At 66.8% G+C, this 17,878-nt stretch carries 14 protein-coding genes; 6 read left to right on the top strand and 8 right to left on the bottom strand.

The window, feature by feature from the left end:
* Positions 1-29: 29 nt before the first annotated feature.
* The gene (mutS, locus tag I6A82_RS02360) at positions 30-2,642 is read right to left on the bottom strand and encodes a DNA mismatch repair protein MutS (protein ID WP_232343224.1); all 2,613 of its coding nucleotides are present in this window, start codon (positions 2,640-2,642) and stop codon (positions 30-32) included.
* A 143-nt stretch (positions 2,643-2,785) separates the two neighbouring features.
* Between mutS and I6A82_RS02365 the strand changes: the two genes are divergently transcribed.
* A complete protein-coding gene (locus I6A82_RS02365) occupies positions 2,786-5,050 on the top strand; it encodes an NADP-dependent malic enzyme (RefSeq protein WP_198093574.1) in 2,265 nt (754 codons plus the stop codon).
* A 305-nt stretch (positions 5,051-5,355) separates the two neighbouring features.
* On the opposite strand, the gene I6A82_RS02370 is transcribed toward I6A82_RS02365, so the two are convergent.
* A complete protein-coding gene (locus I6A82_RS02370) occupies positions 5,356-5,853 on the bottom strand; it encodes an outer membrane protein assembly factor BamE (RefSeq protein WP_187334868.1) in 498 nt (165 codons plus the stop codon).
* A gap of 156 nt (positions 5,854-6,009) precedes the next feature.
* Here I6A82_RS02370 and I6A82_RS02375 point away from each other — a divergent pair, with 156 nt between their 5' ends.
* Together I6A82_RS02375 and I6A82_RS02380 are read left to right on the top strand one after the other, a co-directional pair.
* Entirely contained in the window at positions 6,010-6,549 is a 540-nt protein-coding gene (locus I6A82_RS02375) for a ubiquinol-cytochrome C chaperone family protein (protein WP_232343226.1), read from the top strand.
* The gene (locus tag I6A82_RS02380) at positions 6,543-7,094 is read left to right on the top strand and encodes a YceD family protein (protein ID WP_198093575.1); all 552 of its coding nucleotides are present in this window, start codon (positions 6,543-6,545) and stop codon (positions 7,092-7,094) included. The genes I6A82_RS02375 and I6A82_RS02380 overlap by 7 nt, the downstream gene beginning before the upstream one ends.
* Positions 7,095-7,231: 137 nt before the next feature.
* Here the strand turns inward: I6A82_RS02380 and I6A82_RS02385 are convergent, their stop codons facing one another.
* The 6 genes from I6A82_RS02385 to I6A82_RS02410 all read right to left on the bottom strand — a co-directional run bounded on the left by I6A82_RS02385 (position 7,232) and on the right by I6A82_RS02410 (position 14,285).
* The gene (locus I6A82_RS02385) at positions 7,232-8,797 is read right to left on the bottom strand and encodes a dihydrolipoyl dehydrogenase family protein (RefSeq protein ID WP_198093576.1); all 1,566 of its coding nucleotides are present in this window, start codon (positions 8,795-8,797) and stop codon (positions 7,232-7,234) included.
* Positions 8,798-8,830: 33 nt separating this feature from the next.
* Positions 8,831-10,039 carry an MFS transporter gene (locus I6A82_RS02390; RefSeq protein WP_198093577.1) on the bottom strand — a complete coding sequence of 403 codons (1,209 nt, stop codon included), beginning with the start codon at positions 10,037-10,039 and terminating at the stop codon, positions 8,831-8,833.
* Positions 10,040-10,222: 183 nt separating this feature from the next.
* A complete protein-coding gene (ssb, locus tag I6A82_RS02395) occupies positions 10,223-10,786 on the bottom strand; it encodes a single-stranded DNA-binding protein (RefSeq protein WP_198093578.1) in 564 nt (187 codons plus the stop codon).
* 137 nt (positions 10,787-10,923) lie between these two features.
* Positions 10,924-12,789 carry a ferrous iron transporter B gene (gene feoB / locus I6A82_RS02400; protein WP_198093579.1) on the bottom strand — a complete coding sequence of 622 codons (1,866 nt, stop codon included), beginning with the start codon at positions 12,787-12,789 and terminating at the stop codon, positions 10,924-10,926.
* A 24-nt stretch (positions 12,790-12,813) separates the two neighbouring features.
* Complete coding sequence (locus tag I6A82_RS02405) at positions 12,814-13,056, bottom strand: FeoA family protein (protein ID WP_187334874.1); 243 nt, start codon at positions 13,054-13,056, stop codon at positions 12,814-12,816.
* A 131-nt stretch (positions 13,057-13,187) separates the two neighbouring features.
* Entirely contained in the window at positions 13,188-14,285 is a 1,098-nt protein-coding gene (locus tag I6A82_RS02410; RefSeq protein WP_198093580.1) for an alkene reductase, read from the bottom strand.
* A gap of 118 nt (positions 14,286-14,403) precedes the next feature.
* Here I6A82_RS02410 and I6A82_RS02415 point away from each other — a divergent pair, with 118 nt between their 5' ends.
* From I6A82_RS02415 to I6A82_RS02425, 3 genes are all read left to right on the top strand, one after another.
* A complete protein-coding gene (locus I6A82_RS02415; protein ID WP_442945046.1) occupies positions 14,404-15,081 on the top strand; it encodes a COQ9 family protein in 678 nt (225 codons plus the stop codon).
* Positions 15,082-15,147: 66 nt separating this feature from the next.
* On the top strand, positions 15,148-16,278 hold the full coding sequence (locus I6A82_RS02420; RefSeq protein WP_198093581.1) for a CaiB/BaiF CoA transferase family protein: 1,131 nt from the start codon (positions 15,148-15,150) through the stop codon (positions 16,276-16,278).
* A 12-nt stretch (positions 16,279-16,290) separates the two neighbouring features.
* Complete coding sequence (locus tag I6A82_RS02425; RefSeq protein ID WP_198093582.1) at positions 16,291-17,835, top strand: acyl-CoA synthetase; 1,545 nt, start codon at positions 16,291-16,293, stop codon at positions 17,833-17,835.
* Positions 17,836-17,878: the final 43 nt, after the last annotated feature.

Consider the following 17,878-nt stretch of genomic DNA (forward strand, 5'->3'; position numbering starts at 1 on the left):
CTGTAGGCCGGGAAGCGCACCCCCGCGCTCTACTCCCCCGCCTCGCGCTTCAGTTCGTAAAGCTTCTCCAGCGCCTCGCGCGGGGAGAGCGCGTCGACGTCCAGATCGCGCAAGGCTTCGCGCAGGGTATCGCACTGTTCCTCCTCCGCCTCCACCGCGGCGGCGAAGAGCGGCAGGTCGCCCAGCCCCGCGGCCAGCCCGCCGGTTTCCGCGCGGCCCTTTTCCAGCTTGTCCAGCACCGCCTTCGCGCGCGCCAGCACCGGCGGCGGCAGGCCGGCGAGCTTGGCGACGGCAAGGCCGTAGCTGCGATCGGCCGGCCCGGCGGCGAGTTCGTGGAGCAGTACCAGCTCGCCCTTCCACTCGCGCGCGCGGACATGGCGCAGGCTGAGCGCGTCCAGCGTATCGGCGAGGCGCGTCAGCTCATGATAATGGGTGGCGAACAGGCAGCGGCAGCGATTCGTTTCGTGAATCGCCTCCACGACCGACCAGGCGAGCGCGAGCCCGTCATAGGTGGACGTTCCGCGCCCGACCTCGTCCAGGATGACGAAGCTGTTTTCGGTAGCCTGGCTCAGGATCGCGGCGGTCTCGACCATCTCGACCATGAAGGTGGAGCGGCCGCGCGCCAGATTGTCCGAAGCGCCGACGCGGCTGAATAGCCGATCGACGATGCCGAGGCGGGCCGAGGATGCGGGCACGAAGCTGCCCGCCTGCGCCAGCAGCACGATGAGCGCGTTCTGGCGCAGAAAGGTGGACTTGCCGCCCATATTGGGGCCCGAGACGAGCCACAAACGCTCGTCCGGCCCCAGCCCGCAATCATTGGCGACGAACCGCTCGCCCGATGCGGCCAGCGCGCTTTCCACCACCGGATGACGTCCGCCGACCACCTCGAAACAGGCGTGATCGGCAAAAGCCGGGCGACACCAGCCGCTGGCGGCGGCGCGTTCGGCGAGCGCGGCGGCGACATCGAGCCGGGCGAGCGCATCCGCCGCCGCGGCGATTGCGTCTCGCCGCGCCGCCGTTTCCTCGATCAGCGTTTCCAGATGCGCGGCCTCGGCGGCCTGCGCGCGGGCCCCCGCGTCGACGATGCGCGCGGCCTGTTCGTGCAGCGCGCTGGAGTTGAACCGCACCGCGCCCGCCAGCGTCTGGCGGTGGGTGAAGCCGCTGTCCTCCGCCATCAGCTTGTCGCCATGCTTCGCCGGCACCTCGACGAAATAGCCGAGCACATTGTTGTGCTTGATCTTCAGCGCCGGAATGCCCGTCGCCTCGCGATAATCGGCCTCCAGCGCGGCGATGGCGCGGCGCCCACCGCTCGCGGTTTCGCGCAGATCGTCCAGCCCCGCATCGAACCCGGCGGCGATATAACCGCCCTGCGCGGTCTCGGTCGGCGGCGAGGGGACGAGCGCGCGGGCGAGCAGATCGGCCAGATCGCCATGCCCGCCCAGCGCGGGGATCAAGTCGTCCAGCAGCGGCGGGCGGCCCTCGGTCTTTTCCAGTCGGGATTTGAGCAGATGCGCGCCATGCAGCCCGTCGCGAATCTGCCCCAGATCGCGCGGGCTCCCGCGCCCCGCCGTCACGCGGCCCAGCGCGCGGGCGATATCGGGCAGCGCGCGCAAGGCTTCGCGCAGCGCAGTGCGGACCGAAACCGTGTCATGCGCCCAGGCGACCAGCGCCAGCCGGTTCTCGATCGCCGCGCGGTCCGTCAGCGGCGCGGCAAGATCGCGCGCGAGCAGCCGCGCGCCCGCCCCCGTTAGCGTGCGGTCGACATCGTGCAGCAGGCTGCCACGCCGCCCGCCGCCCTGCGCCGCGACGATTTCCAAACTCTCGCGCGTCGCCTGGTCGAGCCCCAGATGATCGCTGTCGCGCTGTGCCCGCGGCGGCGCGAGATAGGGCAGCGCAGCCCCTTGTGCGCTGTGCGTCAGATAGGCGACGAGGCCCCCGGCGGCGGCCAGCTCCGCCCGCCCGAAATCGCCCAGGCCATCGAGCGTCGCGACGCCATACAGCTCGCGCAGCCGCTTCGCCCCGCTCTCGCTGTCGAACGCGCCCGGATTGTGGGCGATGCTGCCGGCCGGCGCGCCGTCGAGGCGGCCCGAACAGACGATCTCGCTGGGCCGCAGCCGCGCCAGTTCGGTCTCCAACGAGGCGCGGTGGCACGCCATCAGCTCGAACCGGCCGCTCGATATGTCCGCCGCGGCGATGCCGATCTGGCCGTTCGCTTCGGCCAGCGCCACGAGCATATTGTCGCTGCGCGCATCGAGCAGGCTGTCCTCGGTCAACGTGCCCGCGGTGACGAAGCGCACGATCTCGCGCGCCACCAGCGCCTTGGAACCGCGGCCCTCTTCTTTCGCGCGCTTCTTGGCCTGTTCCGGCGTTTCGGTCTGCTCGGCGATGGCGACGCGGTGGCCGGCCTTGATCAGCCGCGCCAGATAGGCGTCCGCGCTGTGCACCGGCACGCCGCACATCGGGATCGGTTCGCCCTCGCTGCTCCCGCGCGAGGTGAGCGCGATGTCCAGCGTCTCGGCGGCGGCCTTCGCATCCTCGAAGAACAGCTCGAAGAAATCGCCCATGCGATAGAACAGCAGGCAATCGCCCGCGCGCGCCTTCAGCGCATGATATTGCTCCATCATCGGGGTGGGTCCGGCCATGGCGCGCTCGATAGCGAAGGCGCGGCGGCATCGCCAGCGATCCATGCAGAGGCACCGCGCGGCAGGCGAAATTAGCGGCTTACCCCCGTTGTACCGCCTCGCCCTAGCGTCTAGGCCGTTGCTGCAATCAGAAAGGGCCCGACATGAGCGACAGCGTGATCCAGTTTTCAGACCGCGAGGCGCTGAACTTCCACAGCCAGGGGCGCCCCGGCAAGATCGAGATCATCGCGTCCAAGCCCGTCGCCACGCAGCGCGACCTCAGCCTTGCCTATTCGCCCGGCGTCGCCGTGCCGGTGAAGGCAATCGCCGAAGACCCGGGCAAGGCTTATGAACTGACCGCGAAGGGCAATCTGGTGGCCGTCATTTCCAACGGCACCGCGATCCTCGGCCTCGGCAATCTGGGCGCGCTGGCGTCGAAGCCGGTGATGGAAGGCAAGGCGGTGCTGTTCAAGCGCTTCGCCGACGTCGATTCGATCGATATCGAGATCAAGACCGAGGATGCGGACCGCTTCATCGAGGCGGTGGAGCTGATGGAACCCAGCTTCGGCGGCATCAATCTGGAAGACATCGCCGCGCCCGAATGCTTCATCATCGAGCAGACGCTGCGCGAGCGGATGAACATCCCCGTCTTCCATGACGATCAGCACGGCACCGCGATCATCGCGGCGGCAGGCCTCATCAACGCCTGCATGCTGACGGGGCGCAAGCTGAAGGATATCAAGATGGTCTGCAACGGCGCGGGCGCGGCGGCCATCGCCTGCACCGAGCTGATCAAGGCGATGGGCGTGCCGCACGACCATGTCATCATGTGCGATCGCGACGGGCCGATCTATCAGGGCCGCACCGCGAAGATGGACCAGTGGAAATCGGCCCATGCGGTGAAAACCGATGCGCGCACTTTGGCCGAAGCGCTGGAAGGCGCGGACGTGTTCCTGGGCCTGTCCGCCGGCGGCGCGCTGAAGCCCGAGATGGTCGACCGGATGGCCGAAGACCCGATCATCTTCGCCATGGCCAATCCCGATCCCGAAATCCTGCCCGAACTGGCGCGCGAAGTGCGCCCGCAGGCGATCATCGCCACCGGCCGGTCCGATTATCCCAACCAGGTCAACAATGTGCTGGGCTTCCCGTTCATCTTCCGCGGCGCGCTGGATGTGCGCGCCACGACGATCAACGAGGATATGAAGATCGCCGCCGCTCATGCCATCGCCGAACTGGCGCGTGAGCGGGTGCCGGAGGAAGTGGCCGATGCCTATGGCGGCCATGCCCACAAATTCGGGCGCGACTATATCATCCCCGCCCCGTTCGATCCGCGCCTGATGGAAGTGGTCGCCTCCGCCGTGGCGCAAGCGGCGATGGATTCGGGCGTCGCGCAGAAACCGATTGAGGATATGGACGCCTATCGCCGCTCGCTGCGTGCGCGCCTCAACCCCACCATTTCGGTGCTGACGCAGGTGTACGAGAATGCGCGCGAGGAGCCCAAGCGCGTGATCTTTGCTGAGGCGGAGGAGGAGGTGGTGCTGCGGGCCGCCATCCAGTTCCGCGACGGCGGCTACGGCGTGCCGGTGCTGGTGGGCCGCGACAAGGCGGTGGTCGACATGCTCCACAAGATGGGCGTCGACAATCCGGGCAGTTTCGAGATCCACAACAGCGTCTCCTCCCCCCATGTCGGCGCGATGGTGGAGATGCTGTACGAGCGGCTCCAGCGGCGCGGCTATCTGCGTCGCGACGTGCAGCGCATGGTGAACCGGGATCGCAACATCTTCGGCTCGGCGCTGCTGAAGCTGGGCCAGGCCGATGCAATGATCACGGGCACCACGCGCACCTATAGCCAGTCGCTGCGCGAGGTCCGCCGCGTGCTCGATCCCACGCCGGGCGCGCATCCCTTCGGCATTCACGTCATGGTGGGCAAAAGCCACACCGTGTTCATTGCCGACACCACGGTGAACGAACGGCCGACCCCGGAGATGCTGGCGCATATCGCCGAGCAAACCGCCAAGGTGGCCAAGCGCATGGGCCAGGAACCGCGCGTCGCCTTCCTCAGCTATTCCACCTTTGGCAATCCGGAGGGCAAGTGGCTGGACAATATCCGCGGCGCGATCACGCTGCTGGACCAGCGCGGCGCCACCTTCGAATATGAAGGCGAGATGCCGCCGGACGTGGCGCTGAACCCGGAGCTCATGAAGAACTATCCCTTCATGCGCCTGTCGGAGCCGGCCAATGTGCTGATCATGCCCGGTCTGCAATCGGCAAACTTAAGCGCCAAGATCCTGCGCGAACTGGGCGGAGACCGCACCATCGGCCCGATGCTGCTGGGCATCGAGAAGCCGGTGCAGATCGCCACGATGAGCTCGACCGCGTCCGAACTGGTGACGCTGGCCGTGCTCGCGGCTGCCGGTACGGTGGAGTAAGCGTTTGGGGGCAAGCGGCGCGGACGCTTGGGAGCTCCGTGCCGCGTCGCTCGCTCGACAACCGACCTATCGAACCCAACCCCCGTCGCTCCAGCGAAGGCTGGAGCCCATCACGCCTATCAGACCGGAAAGAAGGTCCGGTTCAGCGCAGGATCAACGCCTAGGCGCAGCGCTTTTGACACGCGTGGTTCGCGTTCGAGAAACGGGATAGGCTCCAGCCTTCGCTGGAGCGACGATGTGCGTTGTGGACAGGGCGATGCGTTAGACGGCGATCGGTTCGCTACGCCTGCGCCGCGCGTCCAGCCTTAGCCGCCCGGATTAGTGGGATCGTTGCTCGGCCCTGCGCCGCCCGGAACGCCCGGTGCGCCCACTGCGCCGATATTACCGAACAGCTCCTGGAAGAAACTACGCTCGCGCCCGCGGGTCGGCGTCTTGTCGCCCACCGGGTTGATGTCGGCAACCTGCTCCAGCCCGATGCGATCGACCTCGCTGACATTACCCGCGGAATCGAAGGTGATGTGGAGGATGGTCTGCTCGGTCGGGCGCGGCTCGGCAAAGGCGAGCTGGCGGGTATTACGCGAGACATAATACCATTCTTCATCGCCGAACTGGCTCTTGAAGGTGGGATCGCCCAGCGTGCCCTGCACGCTCGCCTTGTTATCGACCCCGGCGGCGACCGAGCTCGACAGCACCGGATCGAAGATATAGCCGCGATGCGCCTGCAACTGGCCGCAGGCTGACACCCCCAGAACGAGCGCGCCAAGAGCACTTAGCTTCAGCAGGGATTGGATATTGGCGGACATGGATACTCCGATATGGTCCGGCCCGAGTAGCGGGCGTCATGAGACATGGCAGCGTTCGCCGCCATTGCATCTCGCGCGGCCGATAGCAATATGGACGGGCGAATGAGCGCGCGATGAACCGCGCCGCGCCATCCTTTGAACCTGAGCCGACACGATATGGGAACGCAACGTCAGATGGGACTGATCCAGCGGATGTTCGGGCGGAAAGCCGATCCCGCCACCGCCATGCAGCCGCTCTACGATCAGGTCGTCGCCCGCGCGCGCGAGCCGCATTGGTATGAAGCGGGCGCGGTGCCCGATACGATGGACGGCCGCTTCGACATGATCGCCGCGCTGCTTTCGCTCGTGCTGCTCCGGCTGGAGCCGGAAGAGGAGGCGCGGCAGGAAAGCGTGTGGCTGACCGAACTGTTCGTGCAGGACATGGACGGGCAGCTGCGCCAGCTGGGCATCGGCGATGTCAGCGTGGGCAAGCATATGGGCAAGATGATGAGCGCGCTGGGCGGGCGTCTGGGCGCCTATCGCCGCGCGTTCGGCGGAGAAATCACGCTGGACGCGGCCATCCGCCGCAACATCTTCCGGGAAGAGGCCGCGCCGGACGCGGGCGTCGCCCATGTCGAAAAGGAAATGCGCGCGCATGCCGCCAGCCTTGTCGAGCTGAAAACCGAGGCGCTGCTGAGCGGGAGGGCACCATGGTAGACCCCGAAACGCCGCCTGAATTCAGCCATCCCGTCAAATTCGGCGAACTGGGGTCGCGGCCGTATGAAGCCGCTCTCGAAGCCGATGAGGCGGAGCGTTCGGCGCTGGCCGCGCGGTTCGATTGCCTGGCGCTCGATACGCTCACCGCCGATCTGGAGGCGGTGCGAGAGGGTGATGTGGTGCGCGTGACCGGTGGACTCGCCGCCATAGGCACGCAGGCCTGTATCGCCACGGGCGATCCCGTACCCTTCACTATCGACGAGCCGATCGAACTGCTGTTCGTGCCGGTGCCCAAAGGCGGCGATCCGGAAGAAGAGGTGGAGCTGGACGAGAACGAACTCGATTCGCTGTTCCACGACGGCCGCACCGTCGATCTGGGCGAAGCCGCGGCGCAGAGTTTCGGCCTGGCGCTCGATCCCTATCCACGCAGCGACGGCGCGGCGGAAGCACTGGCCGAAGCCGGTGTGATCGGCGAGGATGAGGTGGAGCCGAAAGGCGCTTTGTCCGGCCTGAAGGCGATGCTGGAAGGCAAGGGCAAGAGCTGAGGCTCCAATTCCGTCATTGCGAGGAGCGAAGCGACGCGGCAATCTAGGGCCCATTGGCGCAAGACGTGGTGCTGCGGGGCCCTGGATTGCTTCGCTGCGCTCGCAATGACGGCAATGCGAATCCGAGGCGGGCCGCGCTACCCCCGCTGCCAGCGCAGATAGCGGCTCGCCACCGCGATCAGCTTGTCCGAAACATGCGCCAGCCCATGCTCCTGCGCCGCCAGCTTCGCCGCCTCGGCCCAGCTGGGATAGGGATAGATCGTCTCCATCAGCTTCGTCAGCGTCAGGCCGTGAGTCATGGCCAAGGTGAAGCTCGTCAGGATCTCCGCGGCGTGCGAGCCGACGACCACCGCACCCAGAATTTCGTCCTTGCCCGGCTTGGTCAGCACTTTGACGAAGCCCGTTGTCTCGCCCTCGGCCACCGCGCGTTCCAGCTCGGCCATTGCGAAGCAGGTCACTTCATAGGCCACGCCCTTGCCCTTCGCGCTGGCCTCGTTGAGCCCCACGCTCGCCACTTCGGGCGAGGTATAGGTGGCACGCGGCATCACCGGATCGGCAGCTTTCGGGCTGTAGAGCGGGGCGAATAGCGCGCTGTAACCCGCTTTCAGCCCCTGATAGCCCGCGGCATGGGTGAACTGGAACGGCCCCGCCACATCGCCCGCGGCGAAGATGTGCGGTAGCGAACTGGACAGCCGCCCGTCGGTGACGATCGTGCGATCCGTATCGACGCCGATGTCTTCCAGACCATAGCCCGACAGACGCGCCTTGCGGCCGATGCCGATCAGCAGCGCGTCGTAACCCAGCCGCGTCTCGCCATCCGGCCCCTTGGCGATGAGGTGGCGGCCTTCGCCGTCCAGCGCGAACCGCTTCGCCTCATGCCCCGTCAGCACGCGCACGCCGTCCGCTTCCAGCGCCTCGCGCAGCAGCGCCGCGGCATCGGCGTCTTCCTGCCCCATCAGCCGGTCCGACTGCTCGACCAGCGTCACCTGCGATCCCAGCCGCTGGAAGCTCTGCGCCAGTTCGCAGCCGATCGGCCCGCCGCCGATGATGACGAACCGTTCGGGCACCAGCGCCTGCTCGCCCATCGCGTCCCACAGCGTCTCGCTGGTCAGATAACCGCTGTCCTCGATGCCCTCGATCGCCGGCACCACCGGCTCGGACCCGGTCGCGACCACGAAATGGCGGGCGGTAAGGCGCTGCGTGCCGCCTGCGTTCAGCGCGATCTCCACCGTCCACGGGTCCACGAAGCGCGCATAGCCGCGGACCACGTCCACGCCGTAGCCGGTGAACGTCTCCACGCTGTCATGCGGCGCGATGTCCCGAATCACCTGCCCTACCCGCGCCATGACGCGCGCGAAATCGGGATGCGGATCGGCGGCGGTCAGGCCGTGTTCCGCCGCCTCGCGCATCGCAGCGGCGGCGCGCGCGCTGCGGATCAGCGCCTTGCTGGGCACGCAGCCGGTGTTGAGGCAATCGCCGCCCATCTCCCGCGCTTCGACCAGAGAGACCGTGGCCCCCGCCTTGGCCGCAAGATAGGCGGCGGTGAGGCCTGCCGAACCCGCGCCGATCACGATGACGTTGCGATCGAACGTCTTCGGCGCCCCAACGCCGCCCGCGCTCGGCCTGCGGATGGCGGAGCCCCCGACGAGGACGATGGCCAGCAGGATCAGAACGACGGCGGCGATGGAAGCAATGGCGGTCATGCCGGATGCGTTATCACGGGCGCATCGGCGCGCCTACTCCGCCGAACATAGCTCCGCGGGGATATCGGGCGTCGCACGCCGCCGCTCGAGCCAGAAGGAGACAAGCAGGATGGCGAGGCCGCCGATCGCGAGGAGGCTGCCCACCCAGCCCGGCGCGGTCCAGCCGTAACCCGCGCTGATCGCCGCGCCCGCCAGGAACGGCCCCAGCGCATTGGCGGCGTTGAACGCGGCGTGGTGCAAGGAGGCGGCGAGCGTCTGCGCCTCTCCCGCCACATCCATCAGCCGCGTCTGCAGCACCGGGCCGAGGCCGCCGCCCAGCGCGATGGCGAAGCAGCCGATGCCGAGCAGCAGCAGATTGCCGGTCATCAGCGGCAGCGCGGCCAGCACGATCGCGCTCCAGACGAGCAGGCCGATCGCGGTGCGCTTCATCGCCCGGTCCGCCAGCCAGCCCGCGCCCAGATTGCCCACCGTCATGCCGATGCCGAACACGACGAGAATGACGGGGACCATGTCAGGCGAAACGCCCATGCCTTCGGTCATCAACGGCGCGATGAAGCTGTAGACCGCGAACATCCCGCCGAAACCGATCGCCCCGGCACCCAGCGTCAGCCAAACCTGCGTGTTGCCGAGCGCGGACAGCTCGCTCTTCGGATCGCGGCCGTTTTCCGGACGCTGAAGCGGCGCGAACAGTTGCACCGACAGCGCGGTCAGCAGCGCGAGGACGACCACGATGGCAAATCCCCAGCGCCAGCCGATGGTGAGGCCGATGAAGTTCGCCGCCGGAGAGCCGATGATGGTGGCAAGCGTCAGGCCGAGCATCACCAGCGCCACCGATTGGGCGCGCTTGTCCGGCATGACGGAGGCCGCCATCAGTGCGGCGACGCCGAAATAGGCGCCGTGCGGCAGGCCGCTGACGAAGCGGGAGGCGAGCAGCCAGCCATAAGTGGGCGCCCAGACGGTGAGCGCGTTGCCCGCCGCAATGGCGATCATCAGCCCCACGAGCAGCCGTCGGCGCGGCAGCCCCGCGCCGAGAAAGGCGAGCAGCGGCGCGCCCGCCACCACGCCCAAGGCATAGGCGCTGATCGCATGGGCAGCGACGGGCTCGCTCAGACCCAGTTCGCGCGCGTAGAAAGGCAAGAGGCTCATCGCCGAAAATTCGGTCGAGCCGATCGCAAACCCGCCCAGAGCGAGGGCGAAAAGAACGAGAGCGCGCTTACCCGCGCCGGGATCGCTGGCGGTCATAGACTAAATCCTTGGCTAAAGCGGGCTCATGCGGCGGCTCTCCCGGTCCGGCCGCACCCGCTGGCGTTACAGCGCGCGAAATGGGCCGAAGGCTCCCGGCTTTCGACCCTGAATAGCTATGCAAAGCAAAAGCCCCGCTTTTCGGGCGGGGCTTTCGGTCTCGTTCGCTATGATGAACGCGTCTCAGAACGGCACTTCGTCGTCCAGATCGTCGGCGAAATCGCCGCCCTGGTTCCAGCCGCCACCGCCGCCGGATCCGCCACCCGAGCCGCCGCTTCCGCCGCCGCCCTGGTTCCAGCCGCCGCCCGATCCGCCACCGGACCCGCCGCCGCCATAATTGCCGCCACCGCCGCCATAGTTTCCGCCGCCGCCACCGCCGCCGCCGGAACCGCCCGATGCGCCGTCGAGCATGGTCATCACCGCGCCGGGGCCGCTCAGCACCACCTCGGTCGAGTAGCGATCGTTACCGGACTGGTCCTGCCATTTGCGGGTCTGCAGCTGGCCTTCGACGTAGATCTTGGAGCCCTTGCGCAGGAAGCGCTCGGCCACGCCGACCAGGCCGTCGGACTTGATCGTCACCGTGTGCCACTCGGTCCGCTCGCGCCGTTCGCCCGTCTGGCGGTCCTTCCAGTTTTCCGACGTCGCGATGCGCAGATTGCAGATGCGCCCGCCATTCTGGAAGGTCTTCACCTCCGGATCGGCACCCAGATTGCCGACGAGAATGACCTTGTTGACCGAGCCTGCCATGATTGTCTCCGTGTTCGGTGCGTCTGCCGCACCCATGTCCGTTCGTGCCGAGCTTGTCGAAGCACCGTCTTGCCGGAAGGCTTAGATAAAGGACCGGGCTTCGACAAGCTCAGCCCGAACGGTGCCGGGAAATTCCGCTACAGCCCCGCCGCGCGCGCGGCCCAATAGGTCAGCCCGCTCATCACATAAGCGAGGCCGAACAGGTACACGACCATGAAGGTGGGCCATTTCCAGCCTGCCGTCTCGCGCCGCGTCACCGCGATGGTGGAGATGCATTGCGGGGCGAACACGAACCACATCAGGAAGGCGAGCGCGGTGGGCAGCGTCCAGTCCGCGGCCAACCGGTCGCCCAGCACCACAGCCCCCTCATCATTCTCGGCATCGATCGCATAGACGGTGCCGAGCGCGGAGACGGCCACTTCACGCGCGGCCATGGCCGGGATCAGCGCCAGCGCAATGTCGCGGTTGAAGCCGATCGGCTCCACTGCTGGGGTGATCGTGTTGGCGATGCGGCCCGCCACCGAATAATCGACCTGACTGATGCCGCTGTCCGCAGGCGCCTTGGGGAAGCTGAGCAGCGCCCAGAGCAGGATGGTGGCGAAGAAGATGATTGTGCCCGCGCGGCGCATGAAGATCCAGGCGCGCTGGAACAGGCCGATCGCCACGTCGCGGATGTGCGGCATCTGATATTTCGGCATCTCGATCAGGAAGCCGGACCCCGCGCCCTTCGTCACGCTGCGCCGCAGGACCAGCGAGACGATCATCGCGCCGACGATGCCGAAGAGATAGAGGCCCAGCAGCACCAGCCCCTGCAACCCGATGCCCGGCCCCACGCTGCGCGCGGGAATGAAGGACGCGATGATGATCGTATAGACCGGCAGGCGCGCCGAACAGGTCATCAGCGGCGCGACGAGGATGGTGGTGAGCCGATCCTTCTCGTCGCGGATCGAGCGGGTGGCCATGATGCCGGGGATGGCGCAGGCGAAGCTGGACAGAAGCGGGATGAAGCTGTGGCCGGACAGCCCGACACTCGCCATCATCCGGTCCATCACAAAGGCCGCGCGGGTCATGTAGCCCGTCGCTTCGAGCACCAGGATGAAGAGGAACAGGATCAGGATCTGCGGAAGGAACACGATGACGGATCCGACACCCGCGATCACGCCGTCGACCACAAAGGATCGCACAATGCCGTCGGGCAGCGCGCCGCCCGCAAGGCCAGCCAACCAGTCCATGCCGCCCTCGATCCAGCCGATCGGCGCTTCCGACCAGGCGAATACCGCCTGGAACATCAGGAACATCAGGCCGATGAGGACCACCATTCCGGCCAGCGGGTGCAGCAGCACCGAATCGATCATGCGCGTCCATTGCCGCGTCGCCGTCTCGCTCTTGATTGCAGAGCGGGCAAGCTTGCGGGCGCGCACCGAATAGATGGCCAGCCGGTCTTCATTGTCGAGATCGGCCGGCAGCGGCACGTCCGAACGGCCGCCCGCCAGCGCGTTTTCGATGGCATCGTTCAGCTCGGCGATCCCGCGGCGGCGTACCGCGACGGTTTCGATCACCGGCACGCCGAGCTGCGCGGACAGGTTCTGCGGATCGAGCTCCAGCCCGTCGCGCTTGGCCAGATCGACCATGTTGAGCGCGACGACGACCGGCAGGCCGAGGTCGATCAACTCCAGCGCGAAACGCAGATGGTTGTCGAGGTTGGAGGCATCGACCACCACGACGATGGCGTCCGGGCGGCGCTGGCCGTCCAGCTGCCCGGTTACGACGTCGCGCGTCACCTTTTCATCGAGGCTATGGGGTTTGAGGCTGTAGCTGCCGGGCAGATCGACCACCTCGACCGGGCGGCCGTCCGACAGGAACAGGCGGCCCGATTTGCGCTCCACCGTCACGCCCGGATAGTTGGCGATCTTCTGCCGCGCGCCGGTGAGCGCGTTGAACAGCGCGCTCTTGCCCGCATTCGGGTTGCCCGCCAGCGCGATAAGGGGTTGATGCGTCGTCATAGCTCGCGTCCCGTCCGTCCCGGCCTAGCGCCGTTCCTCGCATTCGATGGCCGCGGCGTGGTGCGTGCGCATCGCCACCGTCATGCGGCCTATCCGCACCGCGATCGGATCGCGCCAGAACAGCATGCCCTTGTGCAGCGTCTCGACGAAAGCGCCAGCCTCGAAGCCGAGCGCGCGCAGGCGGCTGCCTTCGGCGGGGGGGAGCGAATCCCAGTCGATCGCGGCAATGCGGGCCGGGACACGTCGTGGCAGGTCGGACAGTTTCATGAAACTGCGACCGATTATCAATAAAGCCGGGGCTTGGCTAGCACCGATGTAGCAAAGTATCATTATTCCGTTCGGGCCGAGCCGGGTTTCGGCCGGCTCGGCCCGAACGGGTTTGGTCTATCCCGCGAGGCTCAGGCCTCCGCGCGCTGCTCTTCCAGCGTGGGGTAGTCGATATAGCCTTCCGGCCCCTGGCTGTACCACGTCTTCATCTCACCCTCGTTCAGCGGCGCGCCCTGGCGGAAACGCTCCACGAGATCCGGGTTGGCGAGGAAGGGGCGGCCATAGCTGATGGCGTCGGCGCGGTCCGCATCGAGATCGGCCTGACCGTCCTCGACCCCGTAATCGCTGTTGAGCACCAGCGGGCCGTTGAAGGCCTTGCGAATCGCCGGGCTCTTCTTGGGTACTTCGGTGCGCCCGAAGGTGCCGTCCGGGCCGGGCTCGCGCAGTTCCAGGAAGGCGATCTTGCGCTCGTTCAGCAAAGCGGCGGCATGGGTGAACAGCGCTTCCGGATTACTATCGTCGACGCCCTGCGTCGCGCCATTGGGCGACAGGCGCACGGCGGTGCGGTCCGCGCCCCAGATGTCAATCAGCCGATCGGTCACTTCGCGCAGCAGCCGGGTGCGATTTTCGATCGAGCCGCCATATTCGTCTTCGCGCAGATTGCTGTTGTCGCGCAGAAACTGGTCGATCAGATAGCCGTTCGCCGCGTGCAGCTGCACCCCGTCGAAGCCCGCCTTTTTCGCGTTCTCGGCGGCATTGGCATAATCGTCCAGCAGGCGCGGGATCTCGCTGAGTTCCAGCGGGCGAGCCTCCTCGAAATCCTGCTTGCCGTCATAGGTGTGGGCCTGGCCGGGCGCGGTGGTGGCGCTGGCGGAAACGGGCTGTTTGCCCTCGTTCAGGCTGGAATGGTGGATGCGGCCCATATGCCAGAGCTGCGCGATGATCTTGCCGCCCTTTTCGTGCACGGCATCGGTCACCGGCTTCCACGCCTCGGTCTGCTGCGCGTTCCAGAGACCGGGCGCATAGGGCCAGCCGAGCCCTTCCGCGCTCATGCCCGTCGCTTCGCTGATGATCAGCCCGGCGCCGGCGCGCTGCGCATAATAGGTCGCCATCATCTCCACGGGCACATGCGTGCGGGTTGCACGGCCGCGGGTGAGCGGAGCCATCAGGATGCGGTTCTTCGCCTCGATGGCGCCGAGGCGGATGGGATCAAACAGGCTTGCGGCCATGGGTCACTCCTTATCATGAATTCAGTTTCGGTCTGAAACCCAGCTAGGTGCGGCGCGTTCCCGCTGCAATCGAAGGAGTTCTTTGCATGCACGCAGCAAGACTATAGGCTCATCCCCCATGGACCAGGAAACAATGAGCGATCCCGCAGATCTGACATTGGACGAAGTGCGCGTGAAACTCGCGCCGCTGCTTGCGCAGAATGCGGCTTTCGATGGATGGACGCCCGAAGCGGTGACGATGACGGCCGAGGGTGCAGACGTGGATCCGGACATCGCCCGGCTCGCCTTCAAGGGCGGGGCGATGGACATGATCGACGCCTGGATCGAATCGACCGATGCCGAGATGGCCCGGCGGCTTCCGCCGGAAACACTCGATGCGATGAAGATCCGCGACAAGATCCGCTCCATGATCGAAACCCGGTTGGAGATCGCGGAGCCGGACAAGGAGGCGCTGCGCCGCGCGATGGCGATCCAGGCGATGCCGCAGAACCTGCCGCGCACCGCCAGGATCGCCTGGCGCACGTCGGACCGGATGTGGCGGATGGCGGGCGACACCGCGACCGATTACAACCATTATACCAAGCGCATGATCCTGACCGGCGTCTACGGCTCCACGCTGACCGTGTTCGTCAACGACGATAGCGAAGACCATGCCGAAACTCGCGGCTTCCTGGCCCGGCGGATCGAGAATGTGATGCAGTTCGAAAAGGCCAAGGCGCAGTGGACCGGCGGCGGAGACCGCGATCGCCTGAGCCTGTCCCGCTTCATCGGACGGCTGCGCTACCCCGCGCGCTGAGCGCCGACCCCCCGCGGGAGGGCCGGCGCCAAGATCGGCCCCTCGCTTTTGAGAGAGGAGCCTTTCATGGCAGGACCGCTGGCCGGTATCCGCATCATCGAACTGGCAGGCATCGGCCCTGCTCCCTTTTGCGGCATGATGCTGGCCGATCACGGCGCGGAGGTGATCCGTGTGGAGCGCATCGGTGGGCGTATACAGGCCACCGATCCGCTGCTGCGCTCCCGCCGCTCGATCGCGGTCGACATGAAATCGCCCGAGGGCGTCGCGCTGATCCGCGATCTGGCCAAGGATGCCGACGGGCTGATCGAGGGTTTTCGCCCCGGCGTGACCGAGCGGCTGGGCCTGGGCCCCGACATCCTGCTGGGCGACAATCCCAAGCTCGTCTATGGACGGATGACCGGTTGGGGGCAGACCGGGCCCTATGCGCAGGCCGCGGGGCATGACATCAATTATATCGCGCTGTCCGGCGCTCTGCACGGCATCGGCCGCAAGGGCGAAAAGCCGGTGCCGCCGGTCAACTATCTGGGAGATTTCGGCGGCGGCGGCATGATGCTCGCCTTCGGCATGGTGAGCGCGCTGCTGGCCGTGAAGAACGGCGCGGACGGCCAGGTGATCGACTGCGCGATGACCGACGGATCGGCGCTGCTCACCGCCATGACCTGGGGCTTCCGAGCGGCGGGCATGTGGAAGGACGAGGCGGGCACCAACCTGCTCGACGGTGCGGCGCATTTCTACGACAGCTACGAATGCGCCGACGGCAGGTTCATCGCGATCGGATCGATCGAACCGCAATTCTACGCGCAACTCCGCGAAGCGCTGGGGCTCACCGACGATCCCGATTTCGACGCGCAGATGGACGCAGGCCGCTGGCCCGCGCTGAAGGAAAAAGTCGCCTCCATCATTGCCTCCAAACCGCGCGATCACTGGTGCGAGAAGATGGGGCATACGGACATCTGCTTCGCGCCGGTGCTCTCGATGGCCGAAGCGCCCGAGCACCCGCACAATGCCGCGCGTGGCACCTTTATCGAGGTCGCCGGGACGACCCAACCCGCGCCCGCGCCGCGCTATGGCGGCACGCCGACCGATGCACCGACCCCGCCCCCGCAAGCAGGCAGACACAGCGATGATCTGCTCGGCCGATGCGGTTATGACGAGGAAAAGATCGCAGACCTGCGCAAAGCGGGCGTGATCGCTTGAAGGAGAGGAACGATGAGCGAGGCCGTGCGCCTGCACCCGGTTGACCATGCGGTGAACCGTCCCGACCACCCGGCCTATATCATGGCCGCGACCGGGGAGTGCGTGAGTTATGCCGAACTGGACGCGCGTGCCAATCGGGGCGCGCGGCTGATCCGCTCGCTAGGGCTGACACGCGGGCAGGGCATGGCGGTGCTGATGGACAATTCGCCGCGCTATTTCGAAATCCTGTGGGCGGCGGAGCGCAGCGGCATCTACTGCACCTGCATCTCGTCCAAACTGAACGCCGCCGAAGCCGAATATATCGTCCGCGACGGCGATTGCCGGGTGCTGATCGCGAGCAAGGGGGTGGCTGCCCTCGCCGCCGAACTGGCCCCGCGCATGGACGGCTGCGCACTGTTGATGGCGGACGGCACGATCCCCGGCTTTCGTTCCTATGAAGACGCGCGCGACGAGCAGTCCGCGCAGGCGCTGGACGATCCGCGACCGGGCGGCATCATGCTCTATTCCTCCGGCACCACCGGCCATCCGAAGGGCATCAAGCATCCGCTGAGCGAAGAGCCGTTCGGCTCCAATGTCTCGCCGCTCGCGATGCTCGGCAAGGGCCTGTACGGTTTCTCCGCGGACATGGTCTATCTCTCGCCCGCCCCGCTCTATCATGCCGCGCCCCTGCGCTGGTCGATGGCCGTGCAACAGGTAGGCGGCACCGTGCTGGTGATGGACCGTTTCGATCCGGAAGAAGCGCTTCGGCTGATCGAGCGGTACAAGGTCACCCATGCGCAGTGGGTGCCGACGCATTTCATCCGCATGCTGAAGCTGCCGGAGGAGGTGCGGAAGGCCTATGATCATTCCAGCCTGAAGGCCGTCTGGCACGCCGCTGCGCCCTGCCCCGTGCCGGTGAAACGCGCGATGATCGACTGGTGGGGGCCGATCGTCGGCGAATATTATGCCGGCACCGAGGGCAGCGGCCTGTGCGCCATTTCCAGCGCCGAATGGCTTGCCCATGAAGGCTCGGTCGGTCGCAATCTCATCTCCACCACCAAGATCGTGGGCGAGGACGGCACCGTGCTGGGCCCGCGCGAGGAAGGCACCATCTACTTCGCGGGCGGCGCCTCGTTCGAATATCATAACGACCCCGACAAGACCGCCGAGGTTCATAACGAACAGGGCTGGAATACGCTGGGCGATGTCGGCTGGCTGGACGAGGAGGGCTATCTCTACCTTACCGACCGCAAGAGCTTCATGATCATATCGGGCGGCGTGAACATCTACCCGCAGGAGATCGAGAACCTGCTGGTGACGCATCCCGACGTGGCGGACGCCGCCGTGATCGGCGCGCCGCATGAGGAAATGGGCGAGGAGGTGGTGGCCGTGATCCAGCCCGCCGATCCGGAAGCGGACCGCGACGAGCTGGCCGCGCGGCTGGGCGCTTTCGCGCGCGAACATCTCAGCCACGTCAAAGCCCCGCGCCGCTACGATTTCCGCGACGAACTGCCGCGCGCGGAGACCGGCAAGCTCTACAAGCGCCTGCTGCGCGACGAATATTGGGGCAAGAGCTGAAGGGCGGTCCACAGCCTCCACTCCGAAGCCCTGAGCCTGTCGA

This window comes from Novosphingopyxis sp. YJ-S2-01, assembly GCF_016093175.1.
GTDB classification, from domain to species: Bacteria; Pseudomonadota; Alphaproteobacteria; order Sphingomonadales; family Sphingomonadaceae; genus Novosphingopyxis; species Novosphingopyxis iocasae.

What these genes read in the sequence shown, in the direction of transcription:
- ssb (WP_198093578.1), bottom strand. Translation starts at nt 10,786, where the DNA reads ATGGCAGGCTCGGTCAACAAGGTCATTCTCGTCGGCAATCTGGGTGCC.
- I6A82_RS02375 (WP_232343226.1), top strand. Translation starts at nt 6,010, where the DNA reads ATGGGAACGCAACGTCAGATGGGACTGATCCAGCGGATGTTCGGGCGG.
- I6A82_RS02380 (WP_198093575.1), top strand. Translation starts at nt 6,543, where the DNA reads ATGGTAGACCCCGAAACGCCGCCTGAATTCAGCCATCCCGTCAAATTC.
- I6A82_RS02405 (WP_187334874.1), bottom strand. Translation starts at nt 13,056, where the DNA reads ATGAAACTGTCCGACCTGCCACGACGTGTCCCGGCCCGCATTGCCGCG.
- I6A82_RS02420 (WP_198093581.1), top strand. Translation starts at nt 15,148, where the DNA reads ATGGCAGGACCGCTGGCCGGTATCCGCATCATCGAACTGGCAGGCATC.
- I6A82_RS02370 (WP_187334868.1), bottom strand. Translation starts at nt 5,853, where the DNA reads ATGTCCGCCAATATCCAATCCCTGCTGAAGCTAAGTGCTCTTGGCGCG.
- feoB (WP_198093579.1), bottom strand. Translation starts at nt 12,789, where the DNA reads ATGACGACGCATCAACCCCTTATCGCGCTGGCGGGCAACCCGAATGCG.
- I6A82_RS02425 (WP_198093582.1), top strand. Translation starts at nt 16,291, where the DNA reads ATGAGCGAGGCCGTGCGCCTGCACCCGGTTGACCATGCGGTGAACCGT.
- I6A82_RS02385 (WP_198093576.1), bottom strand. Translation starts at nt 8,797, where the DNA reads ATGACCGCCATTGCTTCCATCGCCGCCGTCGTTCTGATCCTGCTGGCC.
- I6A82_RS02390 (WP_198093577.1), bottom strand. Translation starts at nt 10,039, where the DNA reads ATGACCGCCAGCGATCCCGGCGCGGGTAAGCGCGCTCTCGTTCTTTTC.
- I6A82_RS02410 (WP_198093580.1), bottom strand. Translation starts at nt 14,285, where the DNA reads ATGGCCGCAAGCCTGTTTGATCCCATCCGCCTCGGCGCCATCGAGGCG.
- I6A82_RS02365 (WP_198093574.1), top strand. Translation starts at nt 2,786, where the DNA reads ATGAGCGACAGCGTGATCCAGTTTTCAGACCGCGAGGCGCTGAACTTC.
- mutS (WP_232343224.1), bottom strand. Translation starts at nt 2,642, where the DNA reads ATGGCCGGACCCACCCCGATGATGGAGCAATATCATGCGCTGAAGGCG.
- I6A82_RS02415 (WP_442945046.1), top strand. Translation starts at nt 14,404, where the DNA reads ATGGACCAGGAAACAATGAGCGATCCCGCAGATCTGACATTGGACGAA.